This is a genomic window from Chromobacterium sp. ATCC 53434 (assembly GCF_002848345.1).
GTDB lineage: Bacteria > Pseudomonadota > Gammaproteobacteria > Burkholderiales > Chromobacteriaceae > Chromobacterium.
Genome location: NZ_CP025429.1, coordinates 4526062 through 4553006, shown reverse-complemented (window position 1 = coordinate 4553006; position 26945 = coordinate 4526062). Strand labels below are relative to the sequence as shown.

The 26945-nt window shown below is 66.9% G+C and carries 25 protein-coding genes; 9 read left to right on the top strand and 16 right to left on the bottom strand.

The window, feature by feature from the left end; genetic code table 11:
- Positions 1 to 89: 89 nt before the first annotated feature.
- The 5 genes from CXB49_RS20250 to CXB49_RS20230 all read right to left on the bottom strand — a co-directional run bounded on the left by CXB49_RS20250 (position 90) and on the right by CXB49_RS20230 (position 3738).
- Entirely contained in the window at positions 90 to 755 is a 666-nt protein-coding gene (locus tag CXB49_RS20250; protein WP_101710035.1) for a class I SAM-dependent methyltransferase, read from the bottom strand.
- Positions 756 to 816: 61 nt separating this feature from the next.
- Positions 817 to 996, bottom strand: a complete 180-nt coding sequence (locus CXB49_RS20245; RefSeq protein WP_101710034.1) for a DUF3460 family protein — start codon at positions 994 to 996, stop codon at positions 817 to 819.
- 64 nt (positions 997 to 1060) lie between these two features.
- Positions 1061 to 1651: a TMEM175 family protein gene (locus CXB49_RS20240; RefSeq protein WP_101710033.1), complete on the bottom strand. Its 591-nt coding sequence runs from the start codon at positions 1649 to 1651 to the stop codon at positions 1061 to 1063.
- A gap of 31 nt (positions 1652 to 1682) precedes the next feature.
- A complete protein-coding gene (locus CXB49_RS20235) occupies positions 1683 to 2675 on the bottom strand; it encodes a sensor histidine kinase (RefSeq protein WP_101710032.1) in 993 nt (330 codons plus the stop codon).
- A 124-nt stretch (positions 2676 to 2799) separates the two neighbouring features.
- On the bottom strand, positions 2800 to 3738 hold the full coding sequence (locus CXB49_RS20230; protein ID WP_101710031.1) for a LysR family transcriptional regulator: 939 nt from the start codon (positions 3736 to 3738) through the stop codon (positions 2800 to 2802).
- A 102-nt stretch (positions 3739 to 3840) separates the two neighbouring features.
- Here CXB49_RS20230 and CXB49_RS20225 point away from each other — a divergent pair, with 102 nt between their 5' ends.
- The 6 genes from CXB49_RS20225 to CXB49_RS20200 all read left to right on the top strand — a co-directional run bounded on the left by CXB49_RS20225 (position 3841) and on the right by CXB49_RS20200 (position 9542).
- Positions 3841 to 4644 carry a 3-oxoacyl-ACP reductase family protein gene (locus CXB49_RS20225; RefSeq protein ID WP_233492869.1) on the top strand — a complete coding sequence of 268 codons (804 nt, stop codon included), beginning with the start codon at positions 3841 to 3843 and terminating at the stop codon, positions 4642 to 4644.
- A gap of 403 nt (positions 4645 to 5047) precedes the next feature.
- Positions 5048 to 6211 (top strand): Re/Si-specific NAD(P)(+) transhydrogenase subunit alpha, encoded by a 1164-nt coding sequence (locus CXB49_RS20220; protein ID WP_101710030.1) that lies wholly within the window; start codon positions 5048 to 5050, stop codon positions 6209 to 6211.
- Positions 6204 to 6503: a proton-translocating transhydrogenase family protein gene (locus CXB49_RS20215; RefSeq protein WP_101710029.1), complete on the top strand. Its 300-nt coding sequence runs from the start codon at positions 6204 to 6206 to the stop codon at positions 6501 to 6503. The genes CXB49_RS20220 and CXB49_RS20215 overlap by 8 nt, the downstream gene beginning before the upstream one ends.
- 2 nt (positions 6504 to 6505) lie before the next feature.
- Entirely contained in the window at positions 6506 to 7879 is a 1374-nt protein-coding gene (locus CXB49_RS20210) for an NAD(P)(+) transhydrogenase (Re/Si-specific) subunit beta (RefSeq protein WP_101710028.1), read from the top strand.
- A 119-nt stretch (positions 7880 to 7998) separates the two neighbouring features.
- The gene (locus tag CXB49_RS23985; protein WP_199406728.1) at positions 7999 to 8664 is read left to right on the top strand and encodes an META and DUF4377 domain-containing protein; all 666 of its coding nucleotides are present in this window, start codon (positions 7999 to 8001) and stop codon (positions 8662 to 8664) included.
- Positions 8665 to 8720: 56 nt separating this feature from the next.
- Positions 8721 to 9542 (top strand): SAM-dependent methyltransferase, encoded by an 822-nt coding sequence (locus CXB49_RS20200; RefSeq protein ID WP_101710027.1) that lies wholly within the window; start codon positions 8721 to 8723, stop codon positions 9540 to 9542.
- A 189-nt stretch (positions 9543 to 9731) separates the two neighbouring features.
- Here CXB49_RS20200 and CXB49_RS20195 read toward each other — a convergent pair whose 3' ends face one another.
- The 3 genes from CXB49_RS20195 to CXB49_RS20185 all read right to left on the bottom strand — a co-directional run bounded on the left by CXB49_RS20195 (position 9732) and on the right by CXB49_RS20185 (position 12929).
- Positions 9732 to 10379, bottom strand: a complete 648-nt coding sequence (locus tag CXB49_RS20195; RefSeq protein ID WP_101710026.1) for a hypothetical protein — start codon at positions 10377 to 10379, stop codon at positions 9732 to 9734.
- Between the two features lie 95 nt (positions 10380 to 10474).
- Entirely contained in the window at positions 10475 to 11215 is a 741-nt protein-coding gene (locus CXB49_RS20190; protein WP_101710025.1) for a glycoside hydrolase family 16 protein, read from the bottom strand.
- 85 nt (positions 11216 to 11300) lie between these two features.
- Positions 11301 to 12929, bottom strand: coding sequence for a methyl-accepting chemotaxis protein (locus CXB49_RS20185; protein WP_101710024.1), 1629 nt, complete (start codon positions 12927 to 12929; stop codon positions 11301 to 11303).
- A gap of 211 nt (positions 12930 to 13140) precedes the next feature.
- Here CXB49_RS20185 and CXB49_RS20180 point away from each other — a divergent pair, with 211 nt between their 5' ends.
- The gene (locus CXB49_RS20180) at positions 13141 to 13962 is read left to right on the top strand and encodes an HDOD domain-containing protein (protein ID WP_101710023.1); all 822 of its coding nucleotides are present in this window, start codon (positions 13141 to 13143) and stop codon (positions 13960 to 13962) included.
- 17 nt (positions 13963 to 13979) lie between these two features.
- Here CXB49_RS20180 and CXB49_RS20175 read toward each other — a convergent pair whose 3' ends face one another.
- Both CXB49_RS20175 and CXB49_RS20170 read right to left on the bottom strand, forming a co-directional pair.
- Entirely contained in the window at positions 13980 to 15641 is a 1662-nt protein-coding gene (locus CXB49_RS20175) for an AMP-binding protein (RefSeq protein ID WP_101710022.1), read from the bottom strand.
- A gap of 237 nt (positions 15642 to 15878) precedes the next feature.
- Positions 15879 to 17753 carry a ribonuclease catalytic domain-containing protein gene (locus tag CXB49_RS20170; RefSeq protein ID WP_101710021.1) on the bottom strand — a complete coding sequence of 625 codons (1875 nt, stop codon included), beginning with the start codon at positions 17751 to 17753 and terminating at the stop codon, positions 15879 to 15881.
- Positions 17754 to 17871: 118 nt separating this feature from the next.
- Between CXB49_RS20170 and CXB49_RS20165 the strand changes: the two genes are divergently transcribed.
- Positions 17872 to 19467, top strand: coding sequence for a diguanylate cyclase (locus tag CXB49_RS20165; protein WP_233492868.1), 1596 nt, complete (start codon positions 17872 to 17874; stop codon positions 19465 to 19467).
- 88 nt (positions 19468 to 19555) lie between these two features.
- Here CXB49_RS20165 and CXB49_RS20160 read toward each other — a convergent pair whose 3' ends face one another.
- From CXB49_RS20160 to CXB49_RS20145, 4 genes are all read right to left on the bottom strand, one after another.
- Complete coding sequence (locus CXB49_RS20160; protein WP_101710020.1) at positions 19556 to 20323, bottom strand: outer membrane protein OmpK; 768 nt, start codon at positions 20321 to 20323, stop codon at positions 19556 to 19558.
- Positions 20324 to 20569: 246 nt separating this feature from the next.
- Complete coding sequence (locus CXB49_RS20155; protein WP_101710019.1) at positions 20570 to 20887, bottom strand: MGMT family protein; 318 nt, start codon at positions 20885 to 20887, stop codon at positions 20570 to 20572.
- Positions 20887 to 21537 carry an MBL fold metallo-hydrolase gene (locus CXB49_RS20150; protein ID WP_101710018.1) on the bottom strand — a complete coding sequence of 217 codons (651 nt, stop codon included), beginning with the start codon at positions 21535 to 21537 and terminating at the stop codon, positions 20887 to 20889. The genes CXB49_RS20155 and CXB49_RS20150 overlap by 1 nt, the downstream gene beginning before the upstream one ends.
- Positions 21538 to 21605: 68 nt before the next feature.
- Entirely contained in the window at positions 21606 to 23516 is a 1911-nt protein-coding gene (locus tag CXB49_RS20145; RefSeq protein WP_101710017.1) for a radical SAM protein, read from the bottom strand.
- A gap of 170 nt (positions 23517 to 23686) precedes the next feature.
- On the opposite strand from CXB49_RS20145, the gene CXB49_RS20140 reads away from it, so the two are divergent.
- Positions 23687 to 24268, top strand: a complete 582-nt coding sequence (locus tag CXB49_RS20140; RefSeq protein ID WP_101710016.1) for a c-type cytochrome — start codon at positions 23687 to 23689, stop codon at positions 24266 to 24268.
- Between the two features lie 77 nt (positions 24269 to 24345).
- Here the strand turns inward: CXB49_RS20140 and prfA are convergent, their stop codons facing one another.
- Both prfA and hemA read right to left on the bottom strand, forming a co-directional pair.
- Positions 24346 to 25422 carry a peptide chain release factor 1 gene (gene prfA / locus CXB49_RS20135; protein ID WP_101710015.1) on the bottom strand — a complete coding sequence of 359 codons (1077 nt, stop codon included), beginning with the start codon at positions 25420 to 25422 and terminating at the stop codon, positions 24346 to 24348.
- The gene (gene hemA, locus CXB49_RS20130) at positions 25422 to 26675 is read right to left on the bottom strand and encodes a glutamyl-tRNA reductase (protein ID WP_101710014.1); all 1254 of its coding nucleotides are present in this window, start codon (positions 26673 to 26675) and stop codon (positions 25422 to 25424) included. Before hemA ends, prfA begins: the two co-directional genes overlap by 1 nt.
- Positions 26676 to 26945 lie beyond the last annotated feature (270 nt).

Here is a 26945-nt window from a genome sequence, read left to right as displayed (position 1 = left end):
AACGGCCATCATAGCACCGGCGCGGGGCGCGGCGCTGTGGCCAAAACGTTACAGACCGTCGGACGACGGGGAAAGTTCGTGCGCGCCGACTAGCGGCGCGTGCACAAGGTCAGGCCGTCGCCTATCGGCAGCACGCACAGGTGGACGCGCGGATCGGTCTTCAGGCTGGCGTTGAACGCGTGCACCAGGTGCACGCCGGGCGGATCTTCCGGCTTCGGCGCCACCACGCGGCCGGACAGGAAGATGTTGTCGATGGCGATGACGCCGCCGGGACGCACCAGTTCGAGGCAGGCCTCGTAGTAGTCGCGGTAGCCCGGCTTGTCGGCGTCGATGAAGGCCAGGTCGAAGCCGCCGGCCCGGCCGTCGGCCAGCAATTCGCGCAAGGTGTTCAGCGCCGGCTGCAGCCTGAGGTCTATGCGGTCGGCGACGCCGGCCTTGGCCCAGTATTCGCGGGCGATGGCGGTGAAGGCCTCGCTGACGTCGCAGGCGACCACCTGGCCGTCGTCCGGCATCGCCAGCGCCACGGTCAGCGCGCTATAGCCGGTGAACACGCCGATTTCCAGATAGCGGCGCGCGCCGATCAGCTTGGCCAGCCAGCCCATGAACTGGCCCTGGTCCGGCGAGATCTGCATCTTGGCCAGCCGGTGGCCGGCGGTGAATTCGCGCAATTCGCGCTGAGCCGGATGCTCGGTGACGGCGATGTCGAACAGGTAGTCGGAGAGGGCGCTGCTGAGCGCGACGGTGTGGCGGGTCATACTCGGGCTTCCAAAATGACGAAACGCCCGCGAGGGGCGTCGGGTGCGGACTGCTTGGAACTTATTCCGGCTGGTAGACGTAGGCTTTTTGCGCCACGCTGGATTCCTTCCAGCGGCGCTGCTCGTCCAGATCCAGCTTGCGGTCCCACAGCGTCAGGCGCAGTTCGCGGCGCTCGCTGTCCACTTCCGGGTTCTTGTCCAGGAAGCCGTTGATGAATTGGGTGAATTCGGACTGGTACATCGTACCCTCCATGGTGGCTGATACGCTGATTTTAATCGATTCGCGGCCATGCCGCCATGCTGGCTCAGCAGGCGTCTTCGTCCGGATACAGCATCTTCTCGATGCGGCGGTCCGGCGCCAGCCACATCAGCGCCACCGCCAGGTACAGCAGGCCGGACAGCCAGGTCTGGTACCAGGCGAGGCCGATCGCCAGCAGGTAGCACAGCGGCGAGATCTTGCCCTTGATGTCGCCGCCCAGCGCCTCGGACAGCCGGGTGCGGTTGCCGGGCAGGCACAGCAGCGCCTGCTGCATGATCCACCAGGCGATCGCGCACATCAGCAGCACCGCGCCGTACATCGCGACCGGCAGCGGCGCGTAGTGGTTTTCGCCCATCCAGCCGGTGACGAAGGGAATCAGCGACATCCAGAACAGCAGGTGCAGATTGGCCCACAGCACCCGGCCGTCGACGCGGTGGGTGGCGTGGTAGAAGTGGTGGTGGTTGTTCCAGTAGATGCCGACATAGATGAAGCTGAGCAGGTAGCTGAGGAAGACCGGCAGCAGCGGCGCCAGCGACTGCCAGTCGGTGCCGTGCGGCACTTTCAGCTCCAGCACCATGATGGTGATGATGATGGCGATCACGCCGTCGCTGAATGCCTCCAGCCGGTTCTTCTCCATCTGTCGTCTTTCTTTTCTAATGAGGATCAGCCTAGTTTAGCCTGTCGTCCGCCGGTCTATCGGTTCGTCGGTACGGCAGGCGGATCCGCGTGCGGTAGCGGCCGTCGCGCAGCTCGCTGGACAGCGAGGCCTCGGCGTCGAAGAACAGCGCCAGCCGCTCGCGCAGATTGGACAGCGCCATCCGGCTGCCGGCGCTGGGCGCCGGCGTCTGCGGCGCCGGATTGTCCAGCGTCAGTTCCAGCTGGCCGTTCTGCAGCCGGGCGGCGACGACGATCTCCACTTCGCCGGCCAGTTGCTCGGCGCCGTGGTAGACCGCGTTCTCCACCAGCGGCTGCAGCACCAGCGGCGGCAGCGCCGCGTCCAGCGGCGCCTCTATCCGCCAGGCGGTCCGCAGCCGAGGGCCCAGCCGCTCGGCCTCGATCGCCAGATACATTCTGGCCAGCTCGATTTCCCGCGCCAGCGTGGAGGCGCGGTCGGGCGCCGTCATCTGGGCGCGGAACAGCTCGGCCAGGTTGACCAGCACGTCCTCGGCCTGTTCCGGACGCGAGCGGATCAACGCGGTGGCGGCGTTCAGGCTGTTGAACAGGAAATGCGGCCGTATCCGCGCCTGCAGCGCCGCCAGCCGGGCCTCGGCCATCGCCGGGGACAACGCGCGCTGCCGCAGCGACAGGTAATGCAGCAACGCCGCCGCCGCCAGCATCGCCAGCAGCGGCGCCGGCCAGGCGGGCTCGGCCAGCAGCCGCCACTGGCACAGCGCGAAGCTGGCGCCGGCGATCAGCACCGCCCAGACGTCGCCGCGGCGCCGCCGCGCCAGCCACGGGCCGGCCAGCGCCAGCAGCGCCAGCGTCAGCAGGCTGCCGGGCAGCAGCGCCAGCGCCGATTGCAGCCAGCGCCACAGCGGTTCGGGTCCGGCCAGCGCCTCGATGCCGGCGGCGAACAGCAGCGCCAGCGGCAGCAGCAGGATGCGCAGCATCACGCCGAGGTTGCGGAAGTCCGGCAGCGGCGTAGGGGTGGAGCGGGACATGGTGGGTATCCGGGGGAGATGCTGCGATGATAGCGCGTGGCGGAGCAAATCGCCGCCGAGTATTGCGGAATGCAGCTTGGCCGCCGCGCCAAACCAGGCTTGGGAGCCGGTTCCGGTCTGGTTCTTAAGCCGCCCCGGGGGGCGCATCCCAGCGCCAGCGGCTGCCCGGCGCCTGCGCCGCCCGCAGCAGGGTGTCGACAATCGTCCTCATCCTGGGATGCATGTAATGGGTGCGCGGCCAGACGACATGGATGGGCATGGTCTCGCCGGACAGCTCATGCAGAACGGGGATCAGCTCCCCGCTTTGCAAGTGCTGGTGCGCGAGCCAGGTCGGCAGCTGGGCCAGGCCGCGGCCGGCCAACGTCGCGGCCAGAATCGCCTCTCCGTCGCCCACTTCGTGCCGCACCGGTATGTCGAAAGCTTCGCCGATTCCCGCCGCGTTTCTGAGATGCCAGGCATGGCGGGCGCCTCGACGCCAGTCGATCAGGCAATTGTGCCGCAAGAGGTCTTCCTTGGCATGCGGCATGCCTTTGCGCGCGATATAGGCGGGCGAACCGCAAATCAGCAAATGCTGTTCCCCCAGCTGGCGGGCGACCAGATCGGCGTTGTCCGTCAGCCTGCCTATCCTCACGGCCAGGTCAATGCCGTTGCCGATCAGGTCCACCATGCGCTCGCTGAAGGTGATCGACAGGTCCAGGCCTTCGTGCCGCGCCGACAGATCCAGCAGTATCGGCAGCACATGCCGCCGCCCGAAGGCCGCGGGAAGATTGATGTGGACGCGACCGACCGGTTCCTGCTGCCCGGCATCCAGGTAGTTCTCCGCATCTTCCAGTGTGGCGATGGCGCGCAGGCAGCTGGCCAGATAAACCTCGCCCTGGCTGCTCAGGCTCACTCTCCGGGTGGTCCTATGCAACAGCTTGCTGCCCAGCCGGGTTTCCAGCCGCATGATGCGCTTGCTCAGGGCCGAGCCGGTGATGCCCAGCATCTCGGCGGCGGCGGTGAAACTGCCGGTCTGGGCGATGGCGACGAACTCCCGGATGCCGAGAAAGTGATTTTGATCCAATCAATTAATTCCTTGTTGGACTGAGTGTTTGAATATTTTCCAACTTAATGAATTTGATGGAATCAATCAAGCTGTGAACAGCCGAGGAAGGCATGCGGTTGGATGGAAGGCATCGCCCGCCTCGTTTCAATGATCGACGGAATCTGGAGCCGGCATATGAGCAAGACGAAATTCCTACAGGGCAAGATCGCATTCGTGCAGGGTGGTTCGCGCGGCATTGGCGCGGCCATTGTCAGACGGTTGGCGGCCGAGGGGGCCGCAGTCGGTTTTAGTTACGCATCGTCGGTGGAAAAGGCCGAGGCGCTGGCCGACGAGGTCCGCGCGGCGGGGGGCAGGGCCTATGCCATTCGCGCCGACAGCGCCGACGAGGCCGCGGTGCGACAGGCTTTGCGCGATGGGGTGGAACGCTTCGGCGGGCTGGACATCCTGGTCAATAATGCCGGCGTCTTGCCATGGGGATCGATCGAGGCGCTCCCGCTGGAGGCATTCGACCGGGCGATGGCGATCAATGTGCGCAGCGTGTTCGTCGCCAGCCAGGAGGCCGCGCGCCATATCGGCGACGGCGGCCGGATCATCAATATCGGCAGCGTCAACGCGGATCGCATCCCGGTTGCCGGCGGGGCGGTCTACGCGATGAGCAAGGCCGCCTTGGTCGGCTTGACCAAGGGCATGGCGCGCGATTTGGGGCCGCGCCATATCACCGTGAACAATGTGCAACCCGGCCCCGTCGATACGGACATGAACCCGGCGGACGGCGAGTCCGCCGCGCGGCTGAGGGCCCTGATGGCTCTGGACCGCTATGGCAGGGCGGATGAAATCGCCGGTCTGGTCGCCTATCTTGCCGGTCCGGAGGCGGGATACGTCACCGGAGCGAGTCTTAACATAGACGGCGGATTCTCGGCGTAAGTCCAAGCGGCGCGCCGCTGCGGCTTTTGCCGGCGAGCCGGAGCTGATCTGGCTCAAATGACGGCTCGCTCCGCTTTACAGCCGGATCCGGGCGACGCTAGTGTCGGATCTTTAATATCAGAAAACTCTTAATTTCATCGAAGCCGTCGATTGAGAGGACAAGCCGGCTTGTCACATGGCTGGAACACGGTTCTGCTGCAATCCGTTCGCTGCTGCGGCATATGTCTATGACATGTCCGTTTTCCCGGTTGAATCATGCTTGTAGGACGATATACGGTAGTCAATATATGCCTTGCATAATGGGTGGGCGCATGCTTTTAATAGTTTTCAAACGATCGTTCGAAGGTTTGGCGCGAACGTTCCGGACCCCGATTTCCCCCTTCTTTTGCAGGAGATCGCAGCGATGCAGATAGTCATACCAGCCGAACGGCTGGCCGGCGAACGCCGCGTGGCGGCCACGCCCGATACCGTGGGCAAGCTGGTCGGCGCCGGCCACGCCGTCGGCGTCGAGCGCGGCGCCGGCCTGGCCGCCGCCATTCCCGACGCGGCCTACGCCGCCGCCGGCGCCGCCATCGTCGAGTCGCGGCAGGATTTGCTGGCCGGCGCCGACGTGGTCTTGTGCGTGCGCACGCCGGAAGCCGCCGACATCGAGGCGATGCGCGCCGGCGCCGCGCTGATCGGCATGCTCTCGCCGCATCACAATCCGCTGTTGCCGCAGCTGGCGGCGCAGGGCGTGTCGGCCTTCGCGCTGGAGCTGTTGCCGCGCACCACCCGCGCGCAGAGCATGGACGCGCTGTCCAGCCAGAACAATATCGCCGGCTACAAGGCGGTGCTGCTGGCCTGCCAGTTCTACCCGCGTTTCATGCCGATGCTGATGACGGCCGCCGGCACGGTGAAGGCGGCCCGGGTGCTGGTGCTGGGCGTCGGCGTCGCCGGCCTGCAGGCCATCGCCACCGCCAAGCGGCTGGGCGCGGTGGTGGAGGCCTACGATGTGCGTCCGGCCACCCGCGAGCAGGTGGAGTCGCTGGGTGCCAAGTTCGTCGAGGTGCCGATGACGGACGAGGAGAAGGCGGCCAACGCCGGCGTCTACGCCCGCGAGATGACGGCGGAGTTCCTGGCGCGGCAGAACGAGCTGCTGGCCCGCCGCGCCGCCGCCGCCGACATCGTGATCGCGACCGCCTTGATTCCCGGCAAGCCGGCGCCGCGGCTGCTGGACGCCGCCGCGGTGGCCGGCATGCGGGCCGGCTCGGTCATCGTCGACCTGGCGGCCGAGGCCGGCGGCAATTGCGAGCTGACCCGCGCCGGCGAGGCCTGCTTGTCCGACAACGGCGTGCACCTGGTGGGCCTGCTCAATCTGCCGGCGATGCTGGCGGCCGACGCGTCCAGCCTGTATGCGCGCAATCTCCATACCTTCCTGGGCCTGCTGCTGGGGCCGGACGGCCTGACGCTGGACCTGGCCGACGACTTGCTGGCCGCCACGCTGATCACGCACCAGGGCGAGCAGCGCTTCGGCGCCGCCGCCAGTCCCGCCGCCGCCGACCAAGACAAGGAGCCGCATCATGGTTGATCCCTTCATCACCAGCCTGACCATCTTCGTGCTGGCGGTCTTCGTTGGCTACCACGTGGTGTGGAACGTCACGCCGGCGCTGCACACGCCGCTGATGGCGGTCACCAACGCCATCTCCGGCATCATCGTCGTCGGCGCGATGCTGCAGGTGGTGGACATAGGCGGCCAACAGATCACCGTCACCTCGGTGCTCGGCGCCATCGCCGTCTTCCTCGCCAGCATCAATATTTTCGGCGGTTTCCTGGTCACCCAGCGGATGCTGGACATGTTCAAGAAGAAAAACAGGGGATGACGATGCAGAACGTTTCGGCTGTTCTTTACCTCGTCGCCGCGGTGTTGTTCATCCTGGCGCTGAAGGGCCTGTCCAGTCCGGCCTCGGCGCGGCGCGGCAATCTGTACGGCATCGTCGGCATGGCGGTCGCGGTGCTGACCACGCTGATGGTCGTCGACAAGCCGGTGCTGGCGCTGATCGCCGGCGCGGTCGCCGCCGGCGCCGTCGTCGGCGCCTGGAAGGCGCGCACGGTGGAAATGACCGGCATGCCCGAGCTGGTGGCGGCGATGCACTCGCTGGTGGGCCTGTCGGCGGTGCTGATCGCGGTGGCGGCGATCTTCCACGCCGGCGTCGAGCACACGCCGGCGCAGAAGGTGGAGCTGTTCATCGGCGCCTTCATCGGCGCGATCACCTTCACCGCCTCGGTGATCGCCTACGGCAAGCTGTCCGGCCGCTTCGGCGCCCGCGCGGTCAGCTTCGCCGGCCAGCACCCGCTGAATCTGCTGCTGGCGCTGACGATGGTCGGCTTCGGCGTCGCCTACTTCCTGACGGGCAGCCAGGCCGCCTTCCTGGCGATGCTGGCGGTGGCGCTGGTCCTGGGCGTGACGCTGATCATTCCGATAGGCGGCGCCGACATGCCGGTGGTGGTGTCGATGCTGAACAGCTATTCGGGCTGGGCGGCGGCCGGCATCGGCTTCACGCTGGACAATCCGGTGCTGATCATCGCCGGCGCCTGCGTCGGCGCGTCCGGCGCCATCCTGTCCTACATCATGTGCAAGGCGATGAACCGTTCCATCGTCAGCGTGCTGCTCGGCGGCTTCGGCGCCGAGGCGGCGGCCGGCGGCGCGGCGGACGCCGGGCCGGCGAAGTCCTACAAGAGCGGCAGCGCCGAGGACGCCGCCTTCCTGATGGGCAACGCCGACCAGGTGGTGATCGTGCCCGGCTACGGCCTGGCGGTGTCGCGCGCCCAGCACGCGCTGCAGGAGTTCGCCGAGCTGCTGCACGAGCAGGGCGTCAAGGTCCGCTACGCCATCCACCCGGTGGCCGGACGGATGCCGGGCCATATGAACGTGCTGCTGGCCGAGGCCGAGGTGCCGTACGAGCAGGTGCTGGAGATGGAGGAGATCAACGCCGATTTCTCCACCACCGACGTGGTGCTGGTGATAGGCGCCAACGACGTGGTCAACCCGGCGGCGCAGAAGGACAAGCAGAGTCCGATCTACGGCATGCCCATCCTGGAAGCGCACAAGGCGCGCAATGTGGTGGTGGTCAAGCGCTCGATGAACGCCGGCTATGCCGGGCTGGACAACGAGTTGTTTTACATGGATAAAACCATGATGGTGTTCGGCGACGCCAAGAAGGTGGTGGAGGATCTGCTGAAGAGCGCGGCGCACTGAGGCCGGTCTTTCGCGTGGAACGCCCGCCGCAGGCGGGCGTTTTGCCATGTCGCGGTTCGTCGATTGAAGGAACCTGTGCGTCGCCGCCGCGTCATAGCTTGTTTATTCAGGAATCCGCAATGTCCTTTCGCTTGACCCTGCTGGCGCTCGGCGCCGCCCTGCTGGCCGGCTGCGCCAGCCCCTCCGCCCCGCTCCGTTCCGCTCCGGCGCCGACGCTGGCCCAGTTGCAAGGCGAATGGAAGCAGACCGGCGCCGGCGAGCAGGCCATTCTGCTGCGGATAGACCAGGGCCGATTGTTCGCCAAGGCCGGCTGCAACGGCATGTTCGGCCCGGCCGCGGTCGAGGACGGCAAGCTGCGCGCCGAGCGGTTGGCGTCGACGCTGATGATGTGCCCGCCGGAGGCGATGCAGCGCGACGCGAGGCTGATCCATCAACTGGAGGCCGGCATGGACGTCAGCCTGGACGGCGACCGGCTGCGGCTGGCCGACGGCAAGGACGCGCTGAGCTTCGAGCGTCAGCCGCAAGGCGAGATCAAGCTGATCTACGTCGCGCCGGATCGCAAGGCCTGCGTCGGCGTCGCGCCGATGCAATGCCTGCAGGTGCGCGCCGACAAGGCCCAGCCGTGGGAACTGCACTACGGCGAGATCGAGGGCTTCAAGCCCGAGTCCGGCGTCGCCTACCGGCTGCGGATCAAGGAAGTGAAGGTAGACAATCCGCCGGCCGACGCGTCGTCGCTGCGCTGGATACTGGAGACCGTGGTCGAGCAGGAAGTGATCAAGCCTTAAGCGGAACTCGGCGGCCGCTCTGCTACAATCGCGCATTGTTTTTGCAGGAGGCCGCCATGAGCCTGATTCCCGAAATCAAACCGCAGCAATCGCTGGAATTGCTCAAAGAGCTGCATATCCTGACCCGCGACGGCAAGATCAACCAGGATACCCGCCGCAAGCTGAAGCAGGTCTACCACCTGTACCAGTTCATCGAACCGTTGATGGCCGACGTGCTGGAGAAGAAGGGCGCGATGACGCTGGCCGACCACGGCGCCGGCAAGTCCTATCTCGGCTTCATCCTGTACGACCTGTTCCTGAAGGACAAGGCCGCCGGCCACGTCTACGGCGTCGAGACGCGGCAGGAGCTGGTGGACAAGTCGCGCGAGCTCGCCGACCGCCTCGGCTTCGGCCGCATGGGCTTCCTCAATCTGTCGGTGGAGCAGTCGATTACCTCGACCGAGCTGCCGGAGCAGGTTGACGTCATCACCGCATTGCACGCCTGCAACACCGCCACCGACGACGCGATCCGCTTCGCGCTGGCCAAGGACGCCCAGTACATCGTGCTGGTGCCGTGCTGCCAGGCCGAGGTGGCGTCGGTGTTGCGCCAGAAGAAGAACGAGACCTTCGGCAAGACGCCGCTGTCCGAGCTGTGGCGCCATCCGATACACACCCGCGAGTTCGGCAGCCAGCTGACCAATGTGTTGCGCTGCCTGCAACTGGAGGCGCGCGGCTATCAGCTGACCGTCACCGAGCTGGTCGGCTGGGAGCACTCGATGAAGAACGAGCTGATCATCGCCAAGAAGACCGGCAAGGGCAAGAACAGCGCCCGCGAGCGCCAGCTGGCCATCCTGGACGAATTGAACCTGATGGAGCTGCGCGAGCGCTTCGCCTATTAGAGCCTGTTTACGCTCTTTTTCCGAGTAGCGCAGGCCTGCCCTTCGGGACGGTTTTCTGCCGGCGCATGGCTTTGTCAAACGTCCCTTGCAGTGAACGACACTGCGGCGGGCCGTTTTCCGCGCCCTGCATCCGGCAGAAAACCGCCGATGCCGCAAAAAGATCGTAAACAGGCTCTTAGCGAGTGTTTCTCAGGACAGCGCGTGTTCGACGCCGTCCTGCCAGAACGCGGTGAACAGGAAGTCGCTGCCCGCCTGGTCGCAGAACTCGGCCAGTTCGTACGGGGTCATCGCCGACGGCCGCAGCGCGAACACCGGCGCCGGCGGCGGCGTCAGGTTGGCGCTGCTGTAGAGATTGCCTATCTCGTAGCAGTTGGCGACGAATTGCGAGCAGAACGAGCTGTCGCCTATCGCCACCGATTCATTGATGCGCCGCGTCAGCTCGCCGCCGCCGTTATTGTTCTTGAAGATGGACAGGAAGGCCTTCCAGACGCTGTAGCGGCCGGTGATGCCGCTGGACTCGCGGTCGTTGTAGAACTGCGACGCCGCCAGCGCGGCGGCTTCGGCCAGCTGCGGACTGCGCGCGGAGTAGACGATGGCCGAGCGCGGCGGATTCTCGTTGGCCAGATTGGTGGCGACGATGCCGGAGCCCACGCTCTCGATCACGGTGTTGCCGCCGACGGCGATCGCGGCATGGACGATGGGCACCCTGGGCGCTTCGGCGCCGTTGAATATCTTGCATTTCAGCCATTGTCCGGCGCGGATGAAGACGCGCGGCACCTTGGTGCCGCGGTCGTCCTGGATGGTGGCCACACTTAAAACAATATCACCTGGCTGCATTGCTCTCTCCTTGTCTGCGTGTCCGCGCCGTCCGGCGGCGCCCATCGTCAGGGACGCGGCGCCGGAGCGGCTGTGAAACGGAGAGAGAGGCGGCGCTAGCGTCGCGGCGACGGCGTGAAGGCGAATTCCTGGATCACCACTTCCACCTCCTTGCCGTCCGTCGGCGGTTTGCCCTGGAACAGCCACAGGTTCAGATGAACCGGCAGCGCCTGCTGCGGCACGCGCTGCGCCGCGTCGGCCGGCGCGAAGCGCCAGTGGGCGATCGGATAGCGGTCGCCGTCCTGGAAACCGTGCAGCGACTGGTATTCAACCGCGGCGGCGCTCCAGTCGAAGCGGTGGGTGCTGTTGTCGCCGTTCAGCGCGAAATCGAAGCTGTAGGAGGTCGGCGCCGGGCCAGGCAGGGCCGGGTAGACGGTGTAATTGCCCATGGGATTGGCCGGACTGCCCCAGCGCGAGAACTCGATGTCGATCTCGTTGCTGCCGTCCGGGCCGACGTCGGGCGTCGGATAGTTGAACAGGCCCAGCACCACGTTCGGGTCGAAGCGGTCCGGCCGGCCGACCAGCTTGAACTGGTAGCGGCCGAAACCCAGCCGTTGCGGCAGGTAGAGCTCGGCGGCGGTCCACTGGCCGCCGCGACGGGCTATCTTCAGGTGCAGCCGGCCCTGGGCGTCCAGCCAGACATTGTTCTCGTCCCAGACATTGGGGCCGGGGCCGCTGCTGCCCTGGTTTCTGACTTCCCAGTCATAGCCGGAGAAGCGCAGGGTCTTGGCGGCGGCGGGATGGGCCAGCGCCAGCGCGGCCAACAGCGCGCCGGCGAGCGGAAGCGGGGTTTTCATGATGGCGGTTCCATTGCGATGAAACCGCCATCCTGCCATGGCCGGATGACAGGCCGCCATGGCCGCCGGGCCAGGATGGCGGACGCTACAGCTTGAAGCGCGCGGTGACGCCCTGCAAATTGTGCGACAGCGCGTTCAGCTGGCTGGAGGTGGTGGCCAGCTCCTCCACCGTGGCGCTGTTGGATTCCGCCATCTGCGACACCTGTTCCATGCTTTGCGCCAGGGTCAGGCTGGCGGTGCGCTGTTCGCCCAGCGCGCTGGTGATATTGCCTATGGTGCCGACGATGGAGCGGGTGCTGCCCTCGATCTCCTCCATCGATTCGCTGGCGTCGCGCGCGCTGCCGGAAACGGCGTCGACGCTGGCCAGGCTCTGCTCCATGCTGCCGACCACCTTTTCCACGCCCTGCTGGATCGCGCCTATCATCTGGGTGATCTCCTGCGCCGAGCTGGTGGTGCGTTCGGCCAGCTTCCTCACCTCGTCGGCGACCACGGCGAAGCCGCGGCCCATTTCGCCGGCGCGGGCGGCTTCGATCGCCGCGTTCAGCGCCAACAGATTGGTCTGGTCGGCGACGTCGCGGATCACCGTGACGATATTGCCGATGCGCTGCACCTCGCCGGTCAGGCTGCGCATTTCCTCCGAGGTGGCGGCCACCGCGCTGCTGACCGACTGTATCTTGCCGACCGAGGCCTGCACCGCGTGGCCGCCGCGGCCGGCCAGCTCGCCGGCGTCGCGCGCCTGGCGCGAGGCCTGGTCCGAGTTGTCGGCGACGTGGTTGATGCTGACCGTCAGCTCTTCGATGGTGGCGGCGGCCTCGGCGGTGGCCTCGGACTGGCGCTGCGCGCCGGTGGCCACCTGCTGTGCCATGCTGGCCAGCTCATGGGCGGAGTCGGACACCTGGTTGGCGTTGTCCTTGATGCTGGAGACCACTTCGCGCAGGCCCTGGCGCATGTGCTGGATGTTGCGGGCGATTTCTACCGCCTCGTCGCGCGATACCGGCAGCGGCTCGTCGGCGCCGGACAGGTCGCCCTGCTGGATGTTGCGGACCAGCGCGACCGATTTTCTCAGCGGCGTGGTCACCAGGTTGGCGATGAACAGCGCCACCGCCACCGACAGCGCCAGCGCGATGGCGGCGGCCGTCAGCATGATGGTGATCGCCTGCGTATAGGCGGTCTTGTTGTCGTCCACCGCCTGCTGCACCCGCTCGTGCTGGTAGGCCGACAATTCCTGCAGCTTGGTCATGAAGGCCTCGTTGGCCGGCACGAAGCGCTGCTTCAGGAAAGTCTGCGATTCGGCGTCCTTGTTGGCGCGGACCAGCGCGTACAGCGGCGCGTACTGGGCGAACAGCACGTCGCGCGCCTGCATCGCCTGTTCGAAGATCGCGCGGCCCTTCGGCGACACCAGGCCCTTGTCCAGCTCCTTCAGATAGGCGGTGTTCTGCGCGCGCAGCGCGTCGATCTTGCCGATGATGGCTTCGATCTCCTGCGGATTGCTGGCCATGATGGCGTCGCGCACCTTGCGCGCGACGTCGAAGGTGACCAGCACGATCTTGTTGCACAACTCGGCCTTCGGATAGCGGTTCTCGGTGATCTCCTGCTCCTTGGCCTCGATGGTGCCCAATTTCAGGATGGCGGTGACGACGATGGCGGCGAGGATCAGGATCAGCAGGCCGTAGCCGGCCAGCAGTTTTTGCTTGACGGATAGTTGCGACAACATGGGGTTTCTCCCGGAAACGGCGGAACGCCGGCCCGGTCGGCCCGGCGCGGTGCGCATGCCTGAAAAATAGTTGCTGCGGCGCGGCCGCGCAAAAGGAAAGCGAAGAAAAACGCCGGATGGCCTGATCGGACCCGGCTGTTTTCCCACTTCGCATTCCCGCCGTCATTGCCTAAGCTCAAACCTGCGCAACCGTCCATGGGGGGACAGGCAGATGCAAGTGGCGGAAATCTTCGACAAGGCGTCCGGCAAGTTGCCGATGGTGCCCAAGGTGGTGCAGGAACTGGTGGCGAGCTTCCACCGCTCGGACGTGAACATCGACGAAATCACCGACAAGGTGGGGCACGATCAGGTGTTGACGGCGCGGGTGCTGCGGCTGGCCAACAGCGCGCGCTTCGGCGGCAGCCGCAAGGTCGGATCGCTGGACGACGCGGTGGTGCTGCTGGGCTTCGACAACCTCAGGGTGCTGGTGATCGCCTCCGGCGTCACCGGCGCGACGCTGGGCATCAGCGGCTTCGACATGAAGGCGTTCTGGCAGCGCTGCTTCGAGATGGCCAACACCGCCAAGCTGCTGGCCAAGCTGTCGGGCCAGGACGCGCAGCTGGGCTATACCTGCGGCCTGTTGGCCAATATCGGCGAGCTGGTGCTCTACGTCGCGGTGCCGGAGCAGGCGCAGCAGATAGACCGCATCGTCGCCGGCGGCGCCGAGCGCATCAGCACCGAGCGCATGCTGCTGGGCATGGACCTGACCGAGCTCGGCGCCGAACTGGCGCGGCGCTGGAATTTCCCGGACGACATCCAGGAAGCCATCCTCAACCAGCACGACCTGCTGAACGAGGACGCCTCGTCCTACGCGCTGCTGATCGGGCTGGCCACCTTCGTCGTCGCCGGCTTCGGCAACGGCATGACGGCGGACGAGATGCTGGCCAGCCTGCCGGTCCGGGTGCTGGAGCGGCTGCGCCTGGGCCGCGACACGGTGAAGGACGCGGTGGACGAGCTGCAGCGCGCCAGCACGCTGACCGACGACATGTTTTAGTCCTGGGCCGGCCAGTCCTAGGCCGGCTCGCCGCTGCGCAGCTCGCGGCGCAGGATCTTGCCGACGTTGGACTTGGGCAGCTCGTCGCGGAATTCGACGTGGCGCGGCACCTTGTAGGCCGTCAGGCGGTCGCGGCAGTGGCGCAGCAACGCGTCGGCCGTCAGCGCCGGATCCTTGCGCACCACCACGATCTTGACCGCCTCGCCGGTGCGCTCGTCCGGCACGCCGACGCAGGCGGCCTCGCGCACGCCGGGATGCTGGGCCACGACCTCTTCCACCTCGTTCGGGTATACGTTGAAGCCGGATACCAGCACCATGTCCTTCTTGCGGTCCACCAGCTTCAGCATGCCGTCCTCGGTGCGCACGCCGATGTCGCCGGTGGCGAAGAAGCCGTCGGCGTGGAACACCTGGGCGCTTTCCTCGGGCCGCTGCCAGTAGCCGGACATGATCTGCGGCCCGCGCACGCAGACCTCGCCGGGCTCGCCGTCGGCCACCGGCCGGCCGGCGTCGTCGCGCAGTTGCACCTCGGTGCCGGGCACCGGCAGGCCGACGGTGCCGGTGTAGCGGCCGAGGGCCAGCGAGTTGACCGTCACCAGCGGCGAGGCCTCGGTCATGCCGTAGCCCTCCAGCAGCGGCAGGCCGGTGACGCGCTGCCAGGCCTCGGCCACCGAGGCCTGCACCGCGGCGCCGCCGCCTATCGCCACCCGCCAGCGGCCAAAGTCCAGCTTGGCGAAGCCGGGGTGATGCGTCAGCGCGTTGAACAGCGTGTTGACGCCGGTGAAGGCGTTGACCGGATGGCGCGCCAGTTCGGCCACCAGGCCGTCCAGATCGCGCGGATTGGCGATCAACAGGCTGCAGCCGCCGAGGCGCGTCACCAGCAGGCAATTGATGGTCAGCGCGAACACGTGGTACAGCGGCAGCGGCGTGGCCACCACCGCCTTGCCCTCCGGCAGCGCCTCGCCCAGCACCAGCCGCGCCTGCTCGACATTGGCCAGCAGATTGCGGTGGCTGAGCATCGCGCCCTTGGCCAGGCCGGTGGTGCCGCCGGTGTACTGCAGAATGGCCAGCGCGTCCGGCGGCGTGTTGGCGTCGCGCCAGCGGCGCTCGTCGCCGCCGGCCAGCGCGCGGCGGAAGGAGACGGCGCCGGGCAGGCGGTACGGCGGCACCCCTTTTTTCAGGTAGCGCACCGCGGCGTTGACCAGCCAGCGCTTCGGCGCCGGCAGCAGGTCGCCGACCTCGGTGACGATCACATGCCGCAGATCGGTGCCGGCGGCGGCCGCTTCCACCACGTGGGCGAAGTTGGCCAGCGCCACGATGGCGCGGGCCTGGGAGTCGGCCAGCTGGTGGTGCAGCTCGCGCGCGGTGTACAGCGGATTGACGTTGACCAGCACCAGGCCGGCGCGCAGCACCGCGTACAGCGCCACCGGGTATTGCAGCAGATTCGGCAGCATCAGCGCCACCCGCTCGCCGGGCTGCAGACCGAGGCCTCGGGTCAGGTAGTCGGCCAGCCGGGCGCTTTGCCGGTCCAGTTCGCGGTAGCCGAGATCGCGGCCCATGCTGTGGCAGGCGGCGTGGTCGGGATAGCGGGCGACGGTTTGGGCCAGCATCTGGCCGAGAGAGGCGGCCGGCAGATCGTCGATGCGTTCGGGCGTGTTCGGGTGACGGGTGAAATCCTGCATGTTTCCTCCTGTGCTCGCGGCGCGCGGGCGCCGCGGATCAATCTTGTTATCGTCGGAATCGGTGAATGGCATGCGGCGTTGCACCCGCGACGTTAATCCAATGTCATCTCCATTTCAATCGGACAGCCGAAGCAGACCGTGATATCGGGCGAGCGCGCATCGCGAAGCGGCCGGGAGCGGGCGTGAAAAAGCCGCCGGGCCTGGCGGCGCGGCGGCTTGCCTGGAAGCGGAGGACGCTCAGCCCTCGCCGTCGTCGGCCTCTTGTGCTACATGGTCGAGCCGGCCGGTGTAGCGCAGCTCGATCTCCTGCGTCAGCAGGTCCACCTTGACCACCGACAGCTGCACGCGGTCGCCGCGCGCCAGCTCCGGCAGGCCGGGGATGCGCAGCCTCAGCGGCAGGCCGTCGATGCGCACCAGATCCTCCTTGATCACGGTGGCGGTCGGCTCGGTGATGTTCTGCTGCAGCAGATAGCTCAGGCACCAGTAGTGCTCCATCTTGTCCTGGAAGGACAGATAGGCGCCGTAGGTGGCGTCGAAGTCGCGCAGGATGGCGAACAGCATCGCGTCGCCCTGGGCGAACGGCGGCTTCTCGCCGCGTATCATCGCCTCCAGCTGGCGCTGGTTGATGAAGTCGCTGGCGCGGCGCAGCGGCGAGGTGCTCCAGGCGTACTGGGCGACGCCCAGGCCGATGTGCGGCTCCGGACGGGTGGTCATCCGCACCTTGCCCATGCTTTGCGCGCGGTACATCGCCGGGATGTCGGCCTCGGCCAGCATCCGGCCCCACTCGCTGTTGGCCAGGATCATCAGCTCGGATACCAGCTTGTCCATCGGCGCGCCGCGCTTGCGGATGGCGATGGACACCACGCCGTCGACGACGTCGATATTGTAGTCGTGCTGCACCGGACGGCTCGGGTCGTGCTTGCCGCGCCGCTTCTCCAGCGCCTCGGCGAACTGCCACAGCCACACCAGCTCGCGCTTGAACGGGTAGTCGACGCCCGGATCGTTGGCCAGCGTTTCTTCGTTGAACACCTGCTCCAGCTCGGCGTGGCGCAGGTTGGCGGCGATGTGAACCCGCTCGATGCGGTTCTCGAACGCCACCGGCTCGAATGCCGGCGTCACCTCGGCGTACAGCGAGAACGCCGGGCAGTCGCGGCCCTGCTGCAGCGTGAACGCCTGCACCACGTCGTCCGGCAGCATGGTGATCTTGTCGCCGGGGAAGTAGGCGGTGGACAGCCGCGACAGCACCATCTTCTCGATGTCGGAGTCGGCCGGCACGCCCAGCGTCGGCGCGGCGATGTGGATGCCGACGCGCTTGTTGCCGTTCGGCAGGTCCTCGACCGACAGCGCGTCGTCGATTTCGGTGGTGTTGGCGTCGTCGATGGAGAAGGCGCGCGCCGCGGCCACCGGCAGCTCCGGCGTCTCGGCCGGCGGCGCGTACTTGCCGAAGCCGGCGCCCTTGGGGAAGTACTCCATCAGGAAGCCGGCCATCAGGTAGTCCGGCACCGACGGGATGCCGCCGACCTTGGCGGCCAGCCGCAGCGGCGGTAGGTTCAGTTCGCGCGAGGCCTGGTCGAAAGCCTTGTATTCCAGCGTGTTCTTGTCCGGACGCCACAGCAAGGGCATCAGCTGGCCGCGGATGGCTTCCGGCAGCGAGCCGGCCTTCAGTTCGCCGACCCAGCCGTCTATCTGCTCCTGCTCGCGCTTCTTGCGCTCGACGCCGGCCAGCGCGGCCTGCAGCGCCTCTTGCGGCGCCTTCTTGTAGCGGCCCTTGCCCTTCTTGTAGAAGTACATCGGCGCGCCGTGCAGCCGGTTGATCAGCGCGGCGGCCTCGGCGGCGGACGGCTCGTGGCCGAAATAATCGGCGGCCAGCTCCTGGTAGGCGAACTCGTCCTCCGGGCAGCATTCCCACAGGAAGTCGAGATCGATGTCAGCCGACAGACGCTCCACCGCCGGCAGAAAATCGGCCAGCGGAGAGCTAAACTCCAGAAGGACGTTGGCGCTCTTGAGCTTGGCGCGCTTGCCGTGCTGGGTGTCCACCTGCAGGCTGGCGTCGCTGCGCGCGACGATGCTGCCGACCTTGAAACTACCGCTTTCTTCGTAAAAAACGTTCATCAAAACATGCCAGGCCGTTGAATTTAAGGGCGGATTATAGCAGTTAGCCCCGGCCGTCGGCGTCATAAACTTGCAGCGCCCGGCGGGGAGGGCGGCCGCGAAACGGAAACGCCACGCGATGAAACAGACCGTGCCCATCCATCCGGGCCAGCGCGTCCATCTGGCGCGGGAAATCGACCGCATCGGCTATATGCTGGTGTCGCGCTGGGAGCAGCCTCTGGCCGCCCACCTGTTGTCGCTGGTGCTGCGGCTGGAGGAATTGGTGCTGGGCGTCGGTCTCGGCGACATCGCCGCCGAGGCCCGGACGCTGGCGGGGCTGCTGCAGCAATGGCTGCAACAGCCGCAGGCGCCGCCGTCGGAACAGCAACGCTATGGCCTGCTGCGCCATCATCTGGGCATCGTCAGCCAACTGGGGCTGATGGAGAGGCAGACCGGCGTCGCCGGCCTGGACGCGTCGCCGGCGTCGGCCGACGGCAACGCCAGGCTGTATATGTGGCTGCCGCCGGACCTGGACGCCGGCTCCTTGCAGCGGCAGCTGGCCTGCTTCGGCTTCGAGGCGACGATGCTGTCGCAGGCGGCCAAGCTGGCCCGCGCCTTGCAGGCGGCGACGCCGGCGGCCGTGGTGGCCTTCACCGAGTTCGCCGGAGGCGATCCCATCGTGCAGCTGGCGCCGGCGATCAGCAGCAGCTGTCCGCTGGTGCTGACCTCGCCGCGGCGCGATTTCCCGGCCAGGCTGGAAGCGGTGCGTCTCGGCGCCTGCGGCTTTCTCGACTGGCCGCTGCAGGTCAACCGGCTGGTGGATCTGCTGAGCTTCGGCGATATCGGCGAGCGGCGCGATCCGCTCCGGGTGCTGATCGTCGAGGACATGGCCTCGCTGGCCGGGCTGTACACCCGGGTGCTGTCGGAGCACGGCGTCGAGGCCTGTAGCGAGACCCACCCGGAGAAGGTGCCGGAGCTGATCGAACGGCTGAACCCCGACCTGATCCTGATGGACATGTACATGCCGCAGTGCAATGGCATCGAGCTGGCCAAGGTGATACGCCAGCAGCGGCTGCTGGACGGCATTCCCATCGTCTTTCTGTCGGTGGAGAAGCGGCAGGCGGTGCAGCTGGACGCGCTGACGCTGGGCATAGACGGCTTTCTGACCAAGCCGGTGGCGCCGGAGGAGCTGGTGGTGACGGTGATCAACCGCGCGCGGCGCTACCGCAAGCTGCGCTCGTATATCGCCAACGACAGCCTGACCGGGCTGCTCAACCACTCCCATCTGCATGGTCAGCTGGAAAACGCCGTGCTGCGCGCGCAGCGCGAGGCCAAGCCGCTGTCGCTGGCGATGCTGGATCTCGATTATTTCAAGGCCATCAACGACACCTACGGCCATCAGGCCGGCGACCAGGTGCTGCTCAATCTGGCCCGCTTCCTGAAAGAGAGGCTGCGCCGCACCGATCTGGTCGGCCGCTATGGCGGGGAGGAGTTCGCCATCGTGCTGGCGGGCACGCCGCCGGATAAGGCGCGGCAGATGATGGACAGCCTGCGGCGGGACTTCGGCCAGATCGAGCAGCGCGCCGAGAGCCGCGCCTTCCGCCAGACCTTCAGCGTCGGCATCAGCTCGCTGGCGACCGCCGACGACGCCATCAGCCTGGTGCAGCAGGCCGACGAGATGCTGTACCGCGCGAAGGCCGGCGGCCGCGACCGGGTGGAGAGCCGCGCCGGCTGAGGCCGGAAAAACAAAACCCCCGCGTAAGCGGGGGTGTGCAAGGGCGGCAGAGCCGCCGATCCGTCCTGTCGGACGGACAGTCCATCAATTACTTGATGTTGTACTTGATCGAGTAGATCACGGCGTTCTGGTACGCGGTGCTGCCCAGCTTCTGGTCGGCGTAGCGGTACTGGATGCCGGTGGTGATCGCCTTGGTCGGGGTCCACCACAGCGCGACGGCGCCGTTCTGGCCTACGCGCGGGCGGTCGCCGCTCTTGTATGCGCCGGTGAATTTGTCCTGGCGATTGAATTCGGTCTCATGCCATTGCGAGATCATCAGGTTCTGGCCGAAAGCCTGGAACGGGTACAGCAGCACGTAGCCGGTCATGAAACCGTTGTAGCCGGAGCCCACGCCGAACGAATCCAGTTCGTTGTGCACGCCGAAGAAGGGCTTGATGTTCAGCGCGCCGAAGCTCAGGTCGGTGCCCAGGCCCAGTACGCGGTTCTGGGTGAAGAACTCGTTGCCGCGGGTGTCGTAGATGTGGGCGTACAGTTGCACCGGCACACCGCCGACTTCGGCCAGATTGTAGCGGCCAATTACCTTGGTGGTGTAACGGCGGTCCTTGGTGCCGGTACCGTTGTTGCTCTTGCCCGGGTTTTCCAAGTCGAAGAAGCCGTACACCTCGCCCCACTTGGCGCCCATGCCACCTTCCGCTTCCAGGTAGCCGAAATCGCGCTTGCCGCTTTGTTCGGTGGTGCGGTCCGACCAGTCGAGCCAGTTGGCGCTAACGTTTGCGAAAGAGTATTCCCCGCCGGCGTGAGCCAGAGCGGAGGCGGCCAACAGGGAAAGGGCCAGCAGCGACTTGCGAGTTTTCATTGTTTCACCAGACTATTTTCATGTAGTAACCGTCCGACAAGGCGTCGGCGAGCGCGCGCAGATTAGACGTAGAAATGGCCTTGTGCAAACAATTTGTCATGCTTCTGTCGCTTTTCTGCAAAGATTATTTGCTTTGTTGTAGCGAAATGACAAATAAATTACATTTTGTTGCTCAAATGCCACATGGAAATCTCTCTACGTGAAGATAAGTATCTGAGCGCGCGCCGGTTTCCGGTTTGTTTCAGGTCAAACCATCTGGTCGGGCCAGCCGAAAATCCTCAGGTCCACTTTGCCGCTGGCATTGAATTCCACCCCCTCCTCCTCCAACTGCAGCCGCTGCCAGTCGGCGTGGTGGCTGCCGGGACGCGACAGCCGGCCGCCGGCGCCCAGCACCCGGTACCATGGCGCGGCGACGCCCTCGGGCAGATTGCCCAGCAGCTTGCCGACATGGCGCGAGTGGCGCGGATAGCCGGCCATCTTGGCCAGCGCGCCGTAGGTGGTGACGCGGCCCGGCGGCACTTCGGCCAACAGCGCCAGCACGCGGCGGGCGAACTCGGGCGGCATCAGCGGTAGCGCGGATCGGCGACGTAGGGATTGCCGCGCTTCTCCGCGCCTATGGTGGTGAACGGGCCGTGGCCGGGGATGACCACGGTGTCGTCGGGCAGCACGAACAGCTTCTGCTGGATCGCGTCTATCAGCTGTTGGTGGTTGCCCATCGGGAAGTCGGTACGGCCTATCGAGCCCTGGAACAGCACGTCGCCGGCCACCAGCACCTTGGCAGCCGGGCTGTGGAACACCACGTGGCCCGGCGTGTGGCCGGGGCAGTGGATCACGTCCAGCGTCTCGTCGCCGACGGTGACGGCGTCGCCCTCCTCCAGCCAGCGCTGCGGCGTCAGCGGCGGGCTGGGCGGGAAGCCGAACATCTGGCCCTGGGTGGGCAGCTGGTCCAGCCAGAAGCTTTCCGCGCGCTGCGGTCCTTCTATCTCGACGCCCAGCTTGTCGGCCAGCGCGGCGGCGCCGCCGGCGTGGTCGATGTGGCCGTGGGTCAGCAGTAGCTTCTCCACCGTCAGACCCTGGCCGCTTATCCAGGCCTGGATGCGTCCGATATCGCCGCCGGCGTCGACGACGGCGGCCTTGCCGCTGGCGTCGCACCACAGCACGCTGCAGTTCTGGGCGAACGGGGTGACCGGGATCACGTGGTATTTCAAGGCCATGGCATTGCTCGCGGCGGAATCTCAATCCGCCATTCTGGCACGGCCGGCGGCGCTTGGGGAGCGCCGCCTCATTGGTACAGCGCGCGCTCGATGAAGTGCTGCGGCACCTTGGGCCTGGGCACGCGGGCGTCGAACCAGCCGCGCACGTCGCCGTCCAGGCCGATGCCGTGCATGAAGTTGTACAGCGCCTTGTTCAGCCCCTTGCCCATCAGTTCGTGGTCGGTGCCGGTCGGGTCGATGAAGCCGATGTCGTTCTTGGCGAAATCGCCTGCCGGCAGCGGCACCAGCTTGACGCCGTACTCCTCCGGGTTCTGGCCCACCGGCGAGTGCACGGTGCAGGCGAAGCGGTGGAAGAAGCCGGACTGTATGCAGCCGTTGTCGAACAGCTGACGCACGTATTCCAGCGCGTCCACCGTATCCTGCACCGTCTGGGTCGGGAAGCCGTACATCAGATAGGCGTGCACCAGGATGCCGGCCTCGGCGAAGCCGTGGGTGACGCGCGCCACCTGTTCCACCGACACGCCCTTCTTCATCAGCTTCAACAGCCGGTCCGACGCGACCTCCAGGCCGCCGGAGATGGCGATGCAGCCGGATTCGGCCAACAACTGGGCCAGTTCGGGCGTGAACGACTTCTCGAAGCGGATATTGCCCCACCAGGAGATCGACACCTTGCGCCGCAGCAGCTCCTCGGCCAGCGCCTTCAGCATTTTCGGCGGCGCGGCCTCGTCGACGAAGTGGAAGCCGGTCTGGCCGGTCTCGGCGATGATGGCTTCGATGCGGTCCACCAACAGCTCGGCCGACGCCGTCTCGTAGCGCGAGATGTAGTCCAGCGTTACGTCGCAGAAGCTGCACTTCTTCCAGTAGCAGCCGTGGGCGATGGTCAGCTTGTTCCAGCGGCCGTCGCTCCACAGCCGGTGCATCGGGTTCAGCATGTCGAGCAGCGACAGATAGCGGTCGATGGGCAGGCCGTCCCAGGTGGGGGTGCCCACTTCGGAGAACGGCACGTCGGCCTCCTGCATGTTCACATAACGCACCGCGCCGTCCTGGCGCAGGAAGGTGCGCACCAGCCGGCTCGCGCCGCGCCGGCCCTCGATGTGCTCCATCAAGGCCAGCAGCGGCCGCTCGCCGTCGTCCAGCGTCACGTAGTCGAAGTAGTCGAACACCCGCGGCTCGGCCAGCTCGCGCAGCTCGGTGTTGGCGTAGCCGCCGCCCAGACAGGTCTTGACCTCGGGCCAGTGGCGCTTGATGGTCTGGGCGATGCGGAAGGCCGCGTACACCGCGCCGGGAAATGGCACCGAGATCAGCACCAGCTGCGGCTGGTGCCTGTCCATCGCCTCGCGCGTCAGCGCGTCCAGCGTGTCGTCGACCCAGTTCGGCGCCGCCGCCAACGCGCGCGCCAGCGGCTCGAAGCTCGGTTGCGACAAGGCCAGCGATTCGGCGTAGCGGACGAATTCGAAGCGCGGGTCCACCGCCTCGCGCAGCACGTCGGCGACGTCGTTCAGATACAGCGTGGCCAGGTGGCGGGCGCGGTCCTGGGTGCCCAGCGCGCCGAAGGCCCAGGCCAGCGGGTCGCCGCCGTCCGGATCGTCCGGGTCGACGTAGACGTCCAGCGAGGCGAAGCGCGGACCTTCCGGCAGGTAGTTGCGGCCGGCGATGCGGTAGGACAGCGTGGCGTCGCGGCCCTGCAGGAAGCCGATCACCGCGTCCACCGTCGCGGCGTAGCGCTCGTAGGAGATGTCGAACTGCATCATGCAGTCGCTGCGCTGGCGCATCGGGATGCGGTGCACGTGCTCGCGCAGCGTGGCCAGGCCGGCTTTGGAGAACAGCCGCAGCACCAGCGCCAGCGCCAGGTCCTCCTGGAAGGCTGTCACGCCGCGCGAGCGCAGGAAGCCGGTCAGATAGGCGGTGGACGGGTAGGGCGTGTTCAGCTGCGTCATCGGCGGGATGAGCGACAGCACGCGCAGGGAGCTGGCAGACATGGTGCGTGAAATCCGGGCGGTGGTTCAAAAAGCATAGCCGGGCGCAGGCCCGGCTGTGCGCGATTGTCCCACAGCCGGCCGGCAGCGGCTAGGCGCTGGCGTTTCCGCCAGCGGTAGAATGGCGGCGTTTGGCTATACCTTATGCATATTCGACAGGGTGGAGGATTCCGATGAAATTCATGCTTCTGATCGCACTGGGAGGGGCGGCGTTGGCGCCGGCCGCGTTCGCGGCGCCGGCCCAGATCCAGCTGTGCGCCAGCTGCCACGGCGCCGACGGTAACGGCCCTGGTCCGGCGCCGCGGCTGGCCGGCCAGCAGGCCGGCTATATCGCGCAACAGTTGCAGGCGTTCCGGCAGCGTCAGCGCGCCGACGGCGGCGCCCACGCGGCGGCGCTGGCCGCGTTGACGAAGGACGACGACGTTAGCGCCGTCGCCGCTTATTTCGCCGCGCGTCCGCCGGCGCCGGCCCGTCCGGCCGCGGCCGCCGATCCGGCCTTGCTGGCGGCCGGGCGCAAGCTGTACGCCGAGGGCAATCTGGCGGCCGGCACGCCGCCCTGTTTCAGCTGTCACGGCGACAAGGGCGAGGGCGGTTCCGCGCCGAGGCTGGCCGGCCAGCACGCGGCCTATCTGGCGCGGCGCATGCAGGTGTCGGACGCGCCGCAGCCGGACGCGGCGATGGAGATGCAGGAAATCCTGAAGACGATGAGCGCCGACGACGTCAAGGCGGCGCTGGCCTATCTGCGGACCTTGTAGCGGGCGAAAGAAAAGGCCGCGCAAGCGCGGCCCGGATTCTTCTGACGATGATTCTGACGCCGGCCCGCGGCGATCGCTCAGTCGCCCAGCGCCGCCAGCAGTTCCGCCTGCTGCTCGGCGATCAGCGAGTCGGTCAGCTCGACCAGGTCGCCGTCCATCACGTAGTCCAGCTTGTACAGCGTCAGGTTGATGCGGTGGTCGGTGATCCGGCCCTGCGGGTAGTTGTAGGTGCGGATGCGCTCGGAGCGGTCGCCGGAGCCGATCAGGCTCTTGCGCTCGGCCGCCTCCTTCTGGTTCTTCTCGCGCAGCTGGATGTCGTAGATCCGCGCCGCCAGCACCTGCATCGCGCTGGCCTTGTTGGCGTGCTGCGAGCGGCCGTCCTGACACTCCGCCACAATCCCCGTCGGCAAGTGGGTGATGCGCACCGCCGAGTCGGTCTTGTTGATGTGCTGGCCGCCGGCGCCGCTGGCCCTGAAGGTGTCGATGCGCAGGTCGGCCGGGTTCAGCACCACCTCGGCGATCTCGTCGGCCTCGGCCATCACCGCCACCGTGCAGGCGCTGGTGTGGATGCGGCCCTGGGTCTCGGTGGCCGGCACCCGCTGCACGCGGTGGCCGCCGGACTCGAATTTCAGCCGCGAGTACGCGCCCTGGCCGACCAGACGGACGATGACTTCCTTGTAGCCGCCGAGGTCGGACTCGCTGGCGGACACGATCTCCACCTGCCAGCGGTTGCGCTCGGCGTAACGGGTATACATCCGCAACAGGTCGGCCGCGAACAGCGCCGCCTCGTCGCCGCCGGTGCCGGCGCGTACTTCGAGGAAGATGTTCTTGTCGTCGTTCGGATCCTTCGGCAGCAGCAGTTTCTGCAGCTCCACGTCCAGCGCGATCAGCTTGTCCTTGCCGTCGGCGATCTCGGCCTGGGCGAATTCCTTCATTTCCGGATCGGCCAGCATTTCCTCGGCGGCGGCGATGTCGCCCTCGCAGCGGCGATAGGCGGCGAAGGTCTCCACCACCGGCGTCAGCTCGGCGTGCTCGCGGGTGAGTTTCCTGAAGGCTTCCATGTCCTGGGTGGCCGTTTCGCTGGCCAGCAGGTGGGTCACCTCTTCCAGACGGTCAGCCAGCTGCGACAACCTGGCTGCGATAGACGCTTTCATTACGACTCCGGATGTAAACGGTAAAGCCGCGCGATGGCCTGCACCTGCGCGTCGTGCTCCGCGCCGCTGCCCGAGGACAAGGCCTGGGTTGGCGGGTGCATCAGTTTATTGGTCAGCTGGACGGACAGCGCCTCCAGCACTTTTTCCGGCGCCTCGCCGCGCGCCAGCTGTTTCAGCGCGCCTTCCAGCGCGTGGCGGCGCGTGCGGTCGGCCTCGTCGCGCAAGGCGCGGATCAGCGGCACCGTCTCGCGCTTCTTCAGCCAGTCGCTGAACTCGGCGACGCGGGCCTGTATGATGGTCTCGGCCTCGGCGGCGGCGTTCTGCCGCGCCTCCTTGCCGACCTCGACGATGCCGGCGATGTCGTCGACGCTGTACAGAAACACGTCGTCCAGCTTGCCCACTTCCAGCTCCACGTCGCGCGGCACGGCCAGGTCCAGCATGAACATCGGCCGGTGGCGGCGCGCCTTGATCGCCCGCTCCACCATGCCCTTGCCTATGATGGGCAGCTGGCTGGCGGTGGAGGTGACCACCACGTCGTAGCGCGACAGCGATTCCGGCAGCTCGGCCAGCGTCACCGCGTTGCCGCCGAACTGCTCCGCCAGCCGCTGGCCGCGTTCCAGCGTGCGGTTGGCGACGGTGATACAGGACGGATTGCGCGCGGCGAAGTGGGTCGCCACCAGTTCTATCATCTCGCCTGCGCCGACGAAGAGCACGTTCAACTCGGCGATGGACGGGAAAATCTGCTCGGCCAGCTTGACCGCCGCCGCCGACATCGACACCGAACTGGCGCCGACCGCGGTGTTGGACCGCACTTCCTTGGCCACCGCGAAGGTCCGCTGGAACAGGCCGTTCAGCAAGGTGCCCAGCGTGCCGGCGTGCTCGGCGCTGCGCACCGCGTCCTTCAGCTGGCCCAGGATCTGCGTCTCGCCCAGCACCATCGAATCCAGTCCCGAAGCCACCCTGAACGCGTGGCGCGCGGCATTGGCCGCCTCCAGCCGGTACAGATAGGGCTCGATCTCCGCCTGGCTCAGACCGTGAAACCGGCACAGCCAGTCCAGCGCGGCGCGCGGGTCCGGGCTGCTGCAATAGATCTCGGTGCGGTTGCAGGTGGAAACGATGGCCGCTTCCCGCGCGGCCTGCGACGCCACCAGGCTGTCCAGCGCGCGCGGCAGGGTCTCGGCCGGAAAGGCCAGCTTTTCCCGTATCGACAGCGGAGCCGTGTGGTGGTTGAGTCCGAAGGCAAGCAGATGCATGGGCGGAAACGCCGCAGACGAAAACAGGACATTCTAGCCTAAGTCATCGGCGGCGTCCCGCCGGGCATGGCGGTCGCGGCGCCGAAGCCCGGCGGAACGGCCTGCCGGCCGCGCGGTTGTTGTGTCGTTGATACACGAACAAAATATTGTCGCGGCGCGAATTAACAAAAAAACACAATCGTAATCAAAACGTTAACAAATTGTTTTCAACGGTTCGGCCAACCCTTCGTCGAACCGCGCTGGCAATAAAGTTGCCGAGGGCATCATTTA

Coding starts and splice junctions, on each gene's coding strand:
- CXB49_RS20185 (WP_101710024.1), bottom strand. CDS start 12,929: ATGTTGTCGCAACTATCCGTCAAGCAAAAACTGCTGGCCGGCTACGGC.
- CXB49_RS20250 (WP_101710035.1), bottom strand. CDS start 755: ATGACCCGCCACACCGTCGCGCTCAGCAGCGCCCTCTCCGACTACCTG.
- CXB49_RS20155 (WP_101710019.1), bottom strand. CDS start 20,887: ATGCCGCCCGAGTTCGCCCGCCGCGTGCTGGCGCTGTTGGCCGAAGTG.
- CXB49_RS20235 (WP_101710032.1), bottom strand. CDS start 2,675: ATGTCCCGCTCCACCCCTACGCCGCTGCCGGACTTCCGCAACCTCGGC.
- CXB49_RS20145 (WP_101710017.1), bottom strand. CDS start 23,516: ATGTCTGCCAGCTCCCTGCGCGTGCTGTCGCTCATCCCGCCGATGACG.
- CXB49_RS20140 (WP_101710016.1), top strand. CDS start 23,687: ATGAAATTCATGCTTCTGATCGCACTGGGAGGGGCGGCGTTGGCGCCG.
- CXB49_RS20215 (WP_101710029.1), top strand. CDS start 6,204: ATGGTTGATCCCTTCATCACCAGCCTGACCATCTTCGTGCTGGCGGTC.
- CXB49_RS20190 (WP_101710025.1), bottom strand. CDS start 11,215: ATGAAAACCCCGCTTCCGCTCGCCGGCGCGCTGTTGGCCGCGCTGGCG.
- CXB49_RS20220 (WP_101710030.1), top strand. CDS start 5,048: ATGCAGATAGTCATACCAGCCGAACGGCTGGCCGGCGAACGCCGCGTG.
- CXB49_RS20170 (WP_101710021.1), bottom strand. CDS start 17,753: ATGAACGTTTTTTACGAAGAAAGCGGTAGTTTCAAGGTCGGCAGCATC.
- CXB49_RS20225 (WP_233492869.1), top strand. CDS start 3,841: ATGGAAGGCATCGCCCGCCTCGTTTCAATGATCGACGGAATCTGGAGC.
- CXB49_RS20245 (WP_101710034.1), bottom strand. CDS start 996: ATGTACCAGTCCGAATTCACCCAATTCATCAACGGCTTCCTGGACAAG.
- CXB49_RS20240 (WP_101710033.1), bottom strand. CDS start 1,651: ATGGAGAAGAACCGGCTGGAGGCATTCAGCGACGGCGTGATCGCCATC.
- hemA (WP_101710014.1), bottom strand. CDS start 26,675: ATGCATCTGCTTGCCTTCGGACTCAACCACCACACGGCTCCGCTGTCG.
- CXB49_RS20200 (WP_101710027.1), top strand. CDS start 8,721: ATGAGCCTGATTCCCGAAATCAAACCGCAGCAATCGCTGGAATTGCTC.
- CXB49_RS20210 (WP_101710028.1), top strand. CDS start 6,506: ATGCAGAACGTTTCGGCTGTTCTTTACCTCGTCGCCGCGGTGTTGTTC.
- CXB49_RS23985 (WP_199406728.1), top strand. CDS start 7,999: ATGTCCTTTCGCTTGACCCTGCTGGCGCTCGGCGCCGCCCTGCTGGCC.
- CXB49_RS20160 (WP_101710020.1), bottom strand. CDS start 20,323: ATGAAAACTCGCAAGTCGCTGCTGGCCCTTTCCCTGTTGGCCGCCTCC.
- CXB49_RS20195 (WP_101710026.1), bottom strand. CDS start 10,379: ATGCAGCCAGGTGATATTGTTTTAAGTGTGGCCACCATCCAGGACGAC.
- prfA (WP_101710015.1), bottom strand. CDS start 25,422: ATGAAAGCGTCTATCGCAGCCAGGTTGTCGCAGCTGGCTGACCGTCTG.
- CXB49_RS20150 (WP_101710018.1), bottom strand. CDS start 21,537: ATGGCCTTGAAATACCACGTGATCCCGGTCACCCCGTTCGCCCAGAAC.
- CXB49_RS20165 (WP_233492868.1), top strand. CDS start 17,872: ATGAAACAGACCGTGCCCATCCATCCGGGCCAGCGCGTCCATCTGGCG.
- CXB49_RS20180 (WP_101710023.1), top strand. CDS start 13,141: ATGCAAGTGGCGGAAATCTTCGACAAGGCGTCCGGCAAGTTGCCGATG.
- CXB49_RS20175 (WP_101710022.1), bottom strand. CDS start 15,641: ATGCAGGATTTCACCCGTCACCCGAACACGCCCGAACGCATCGACGAT.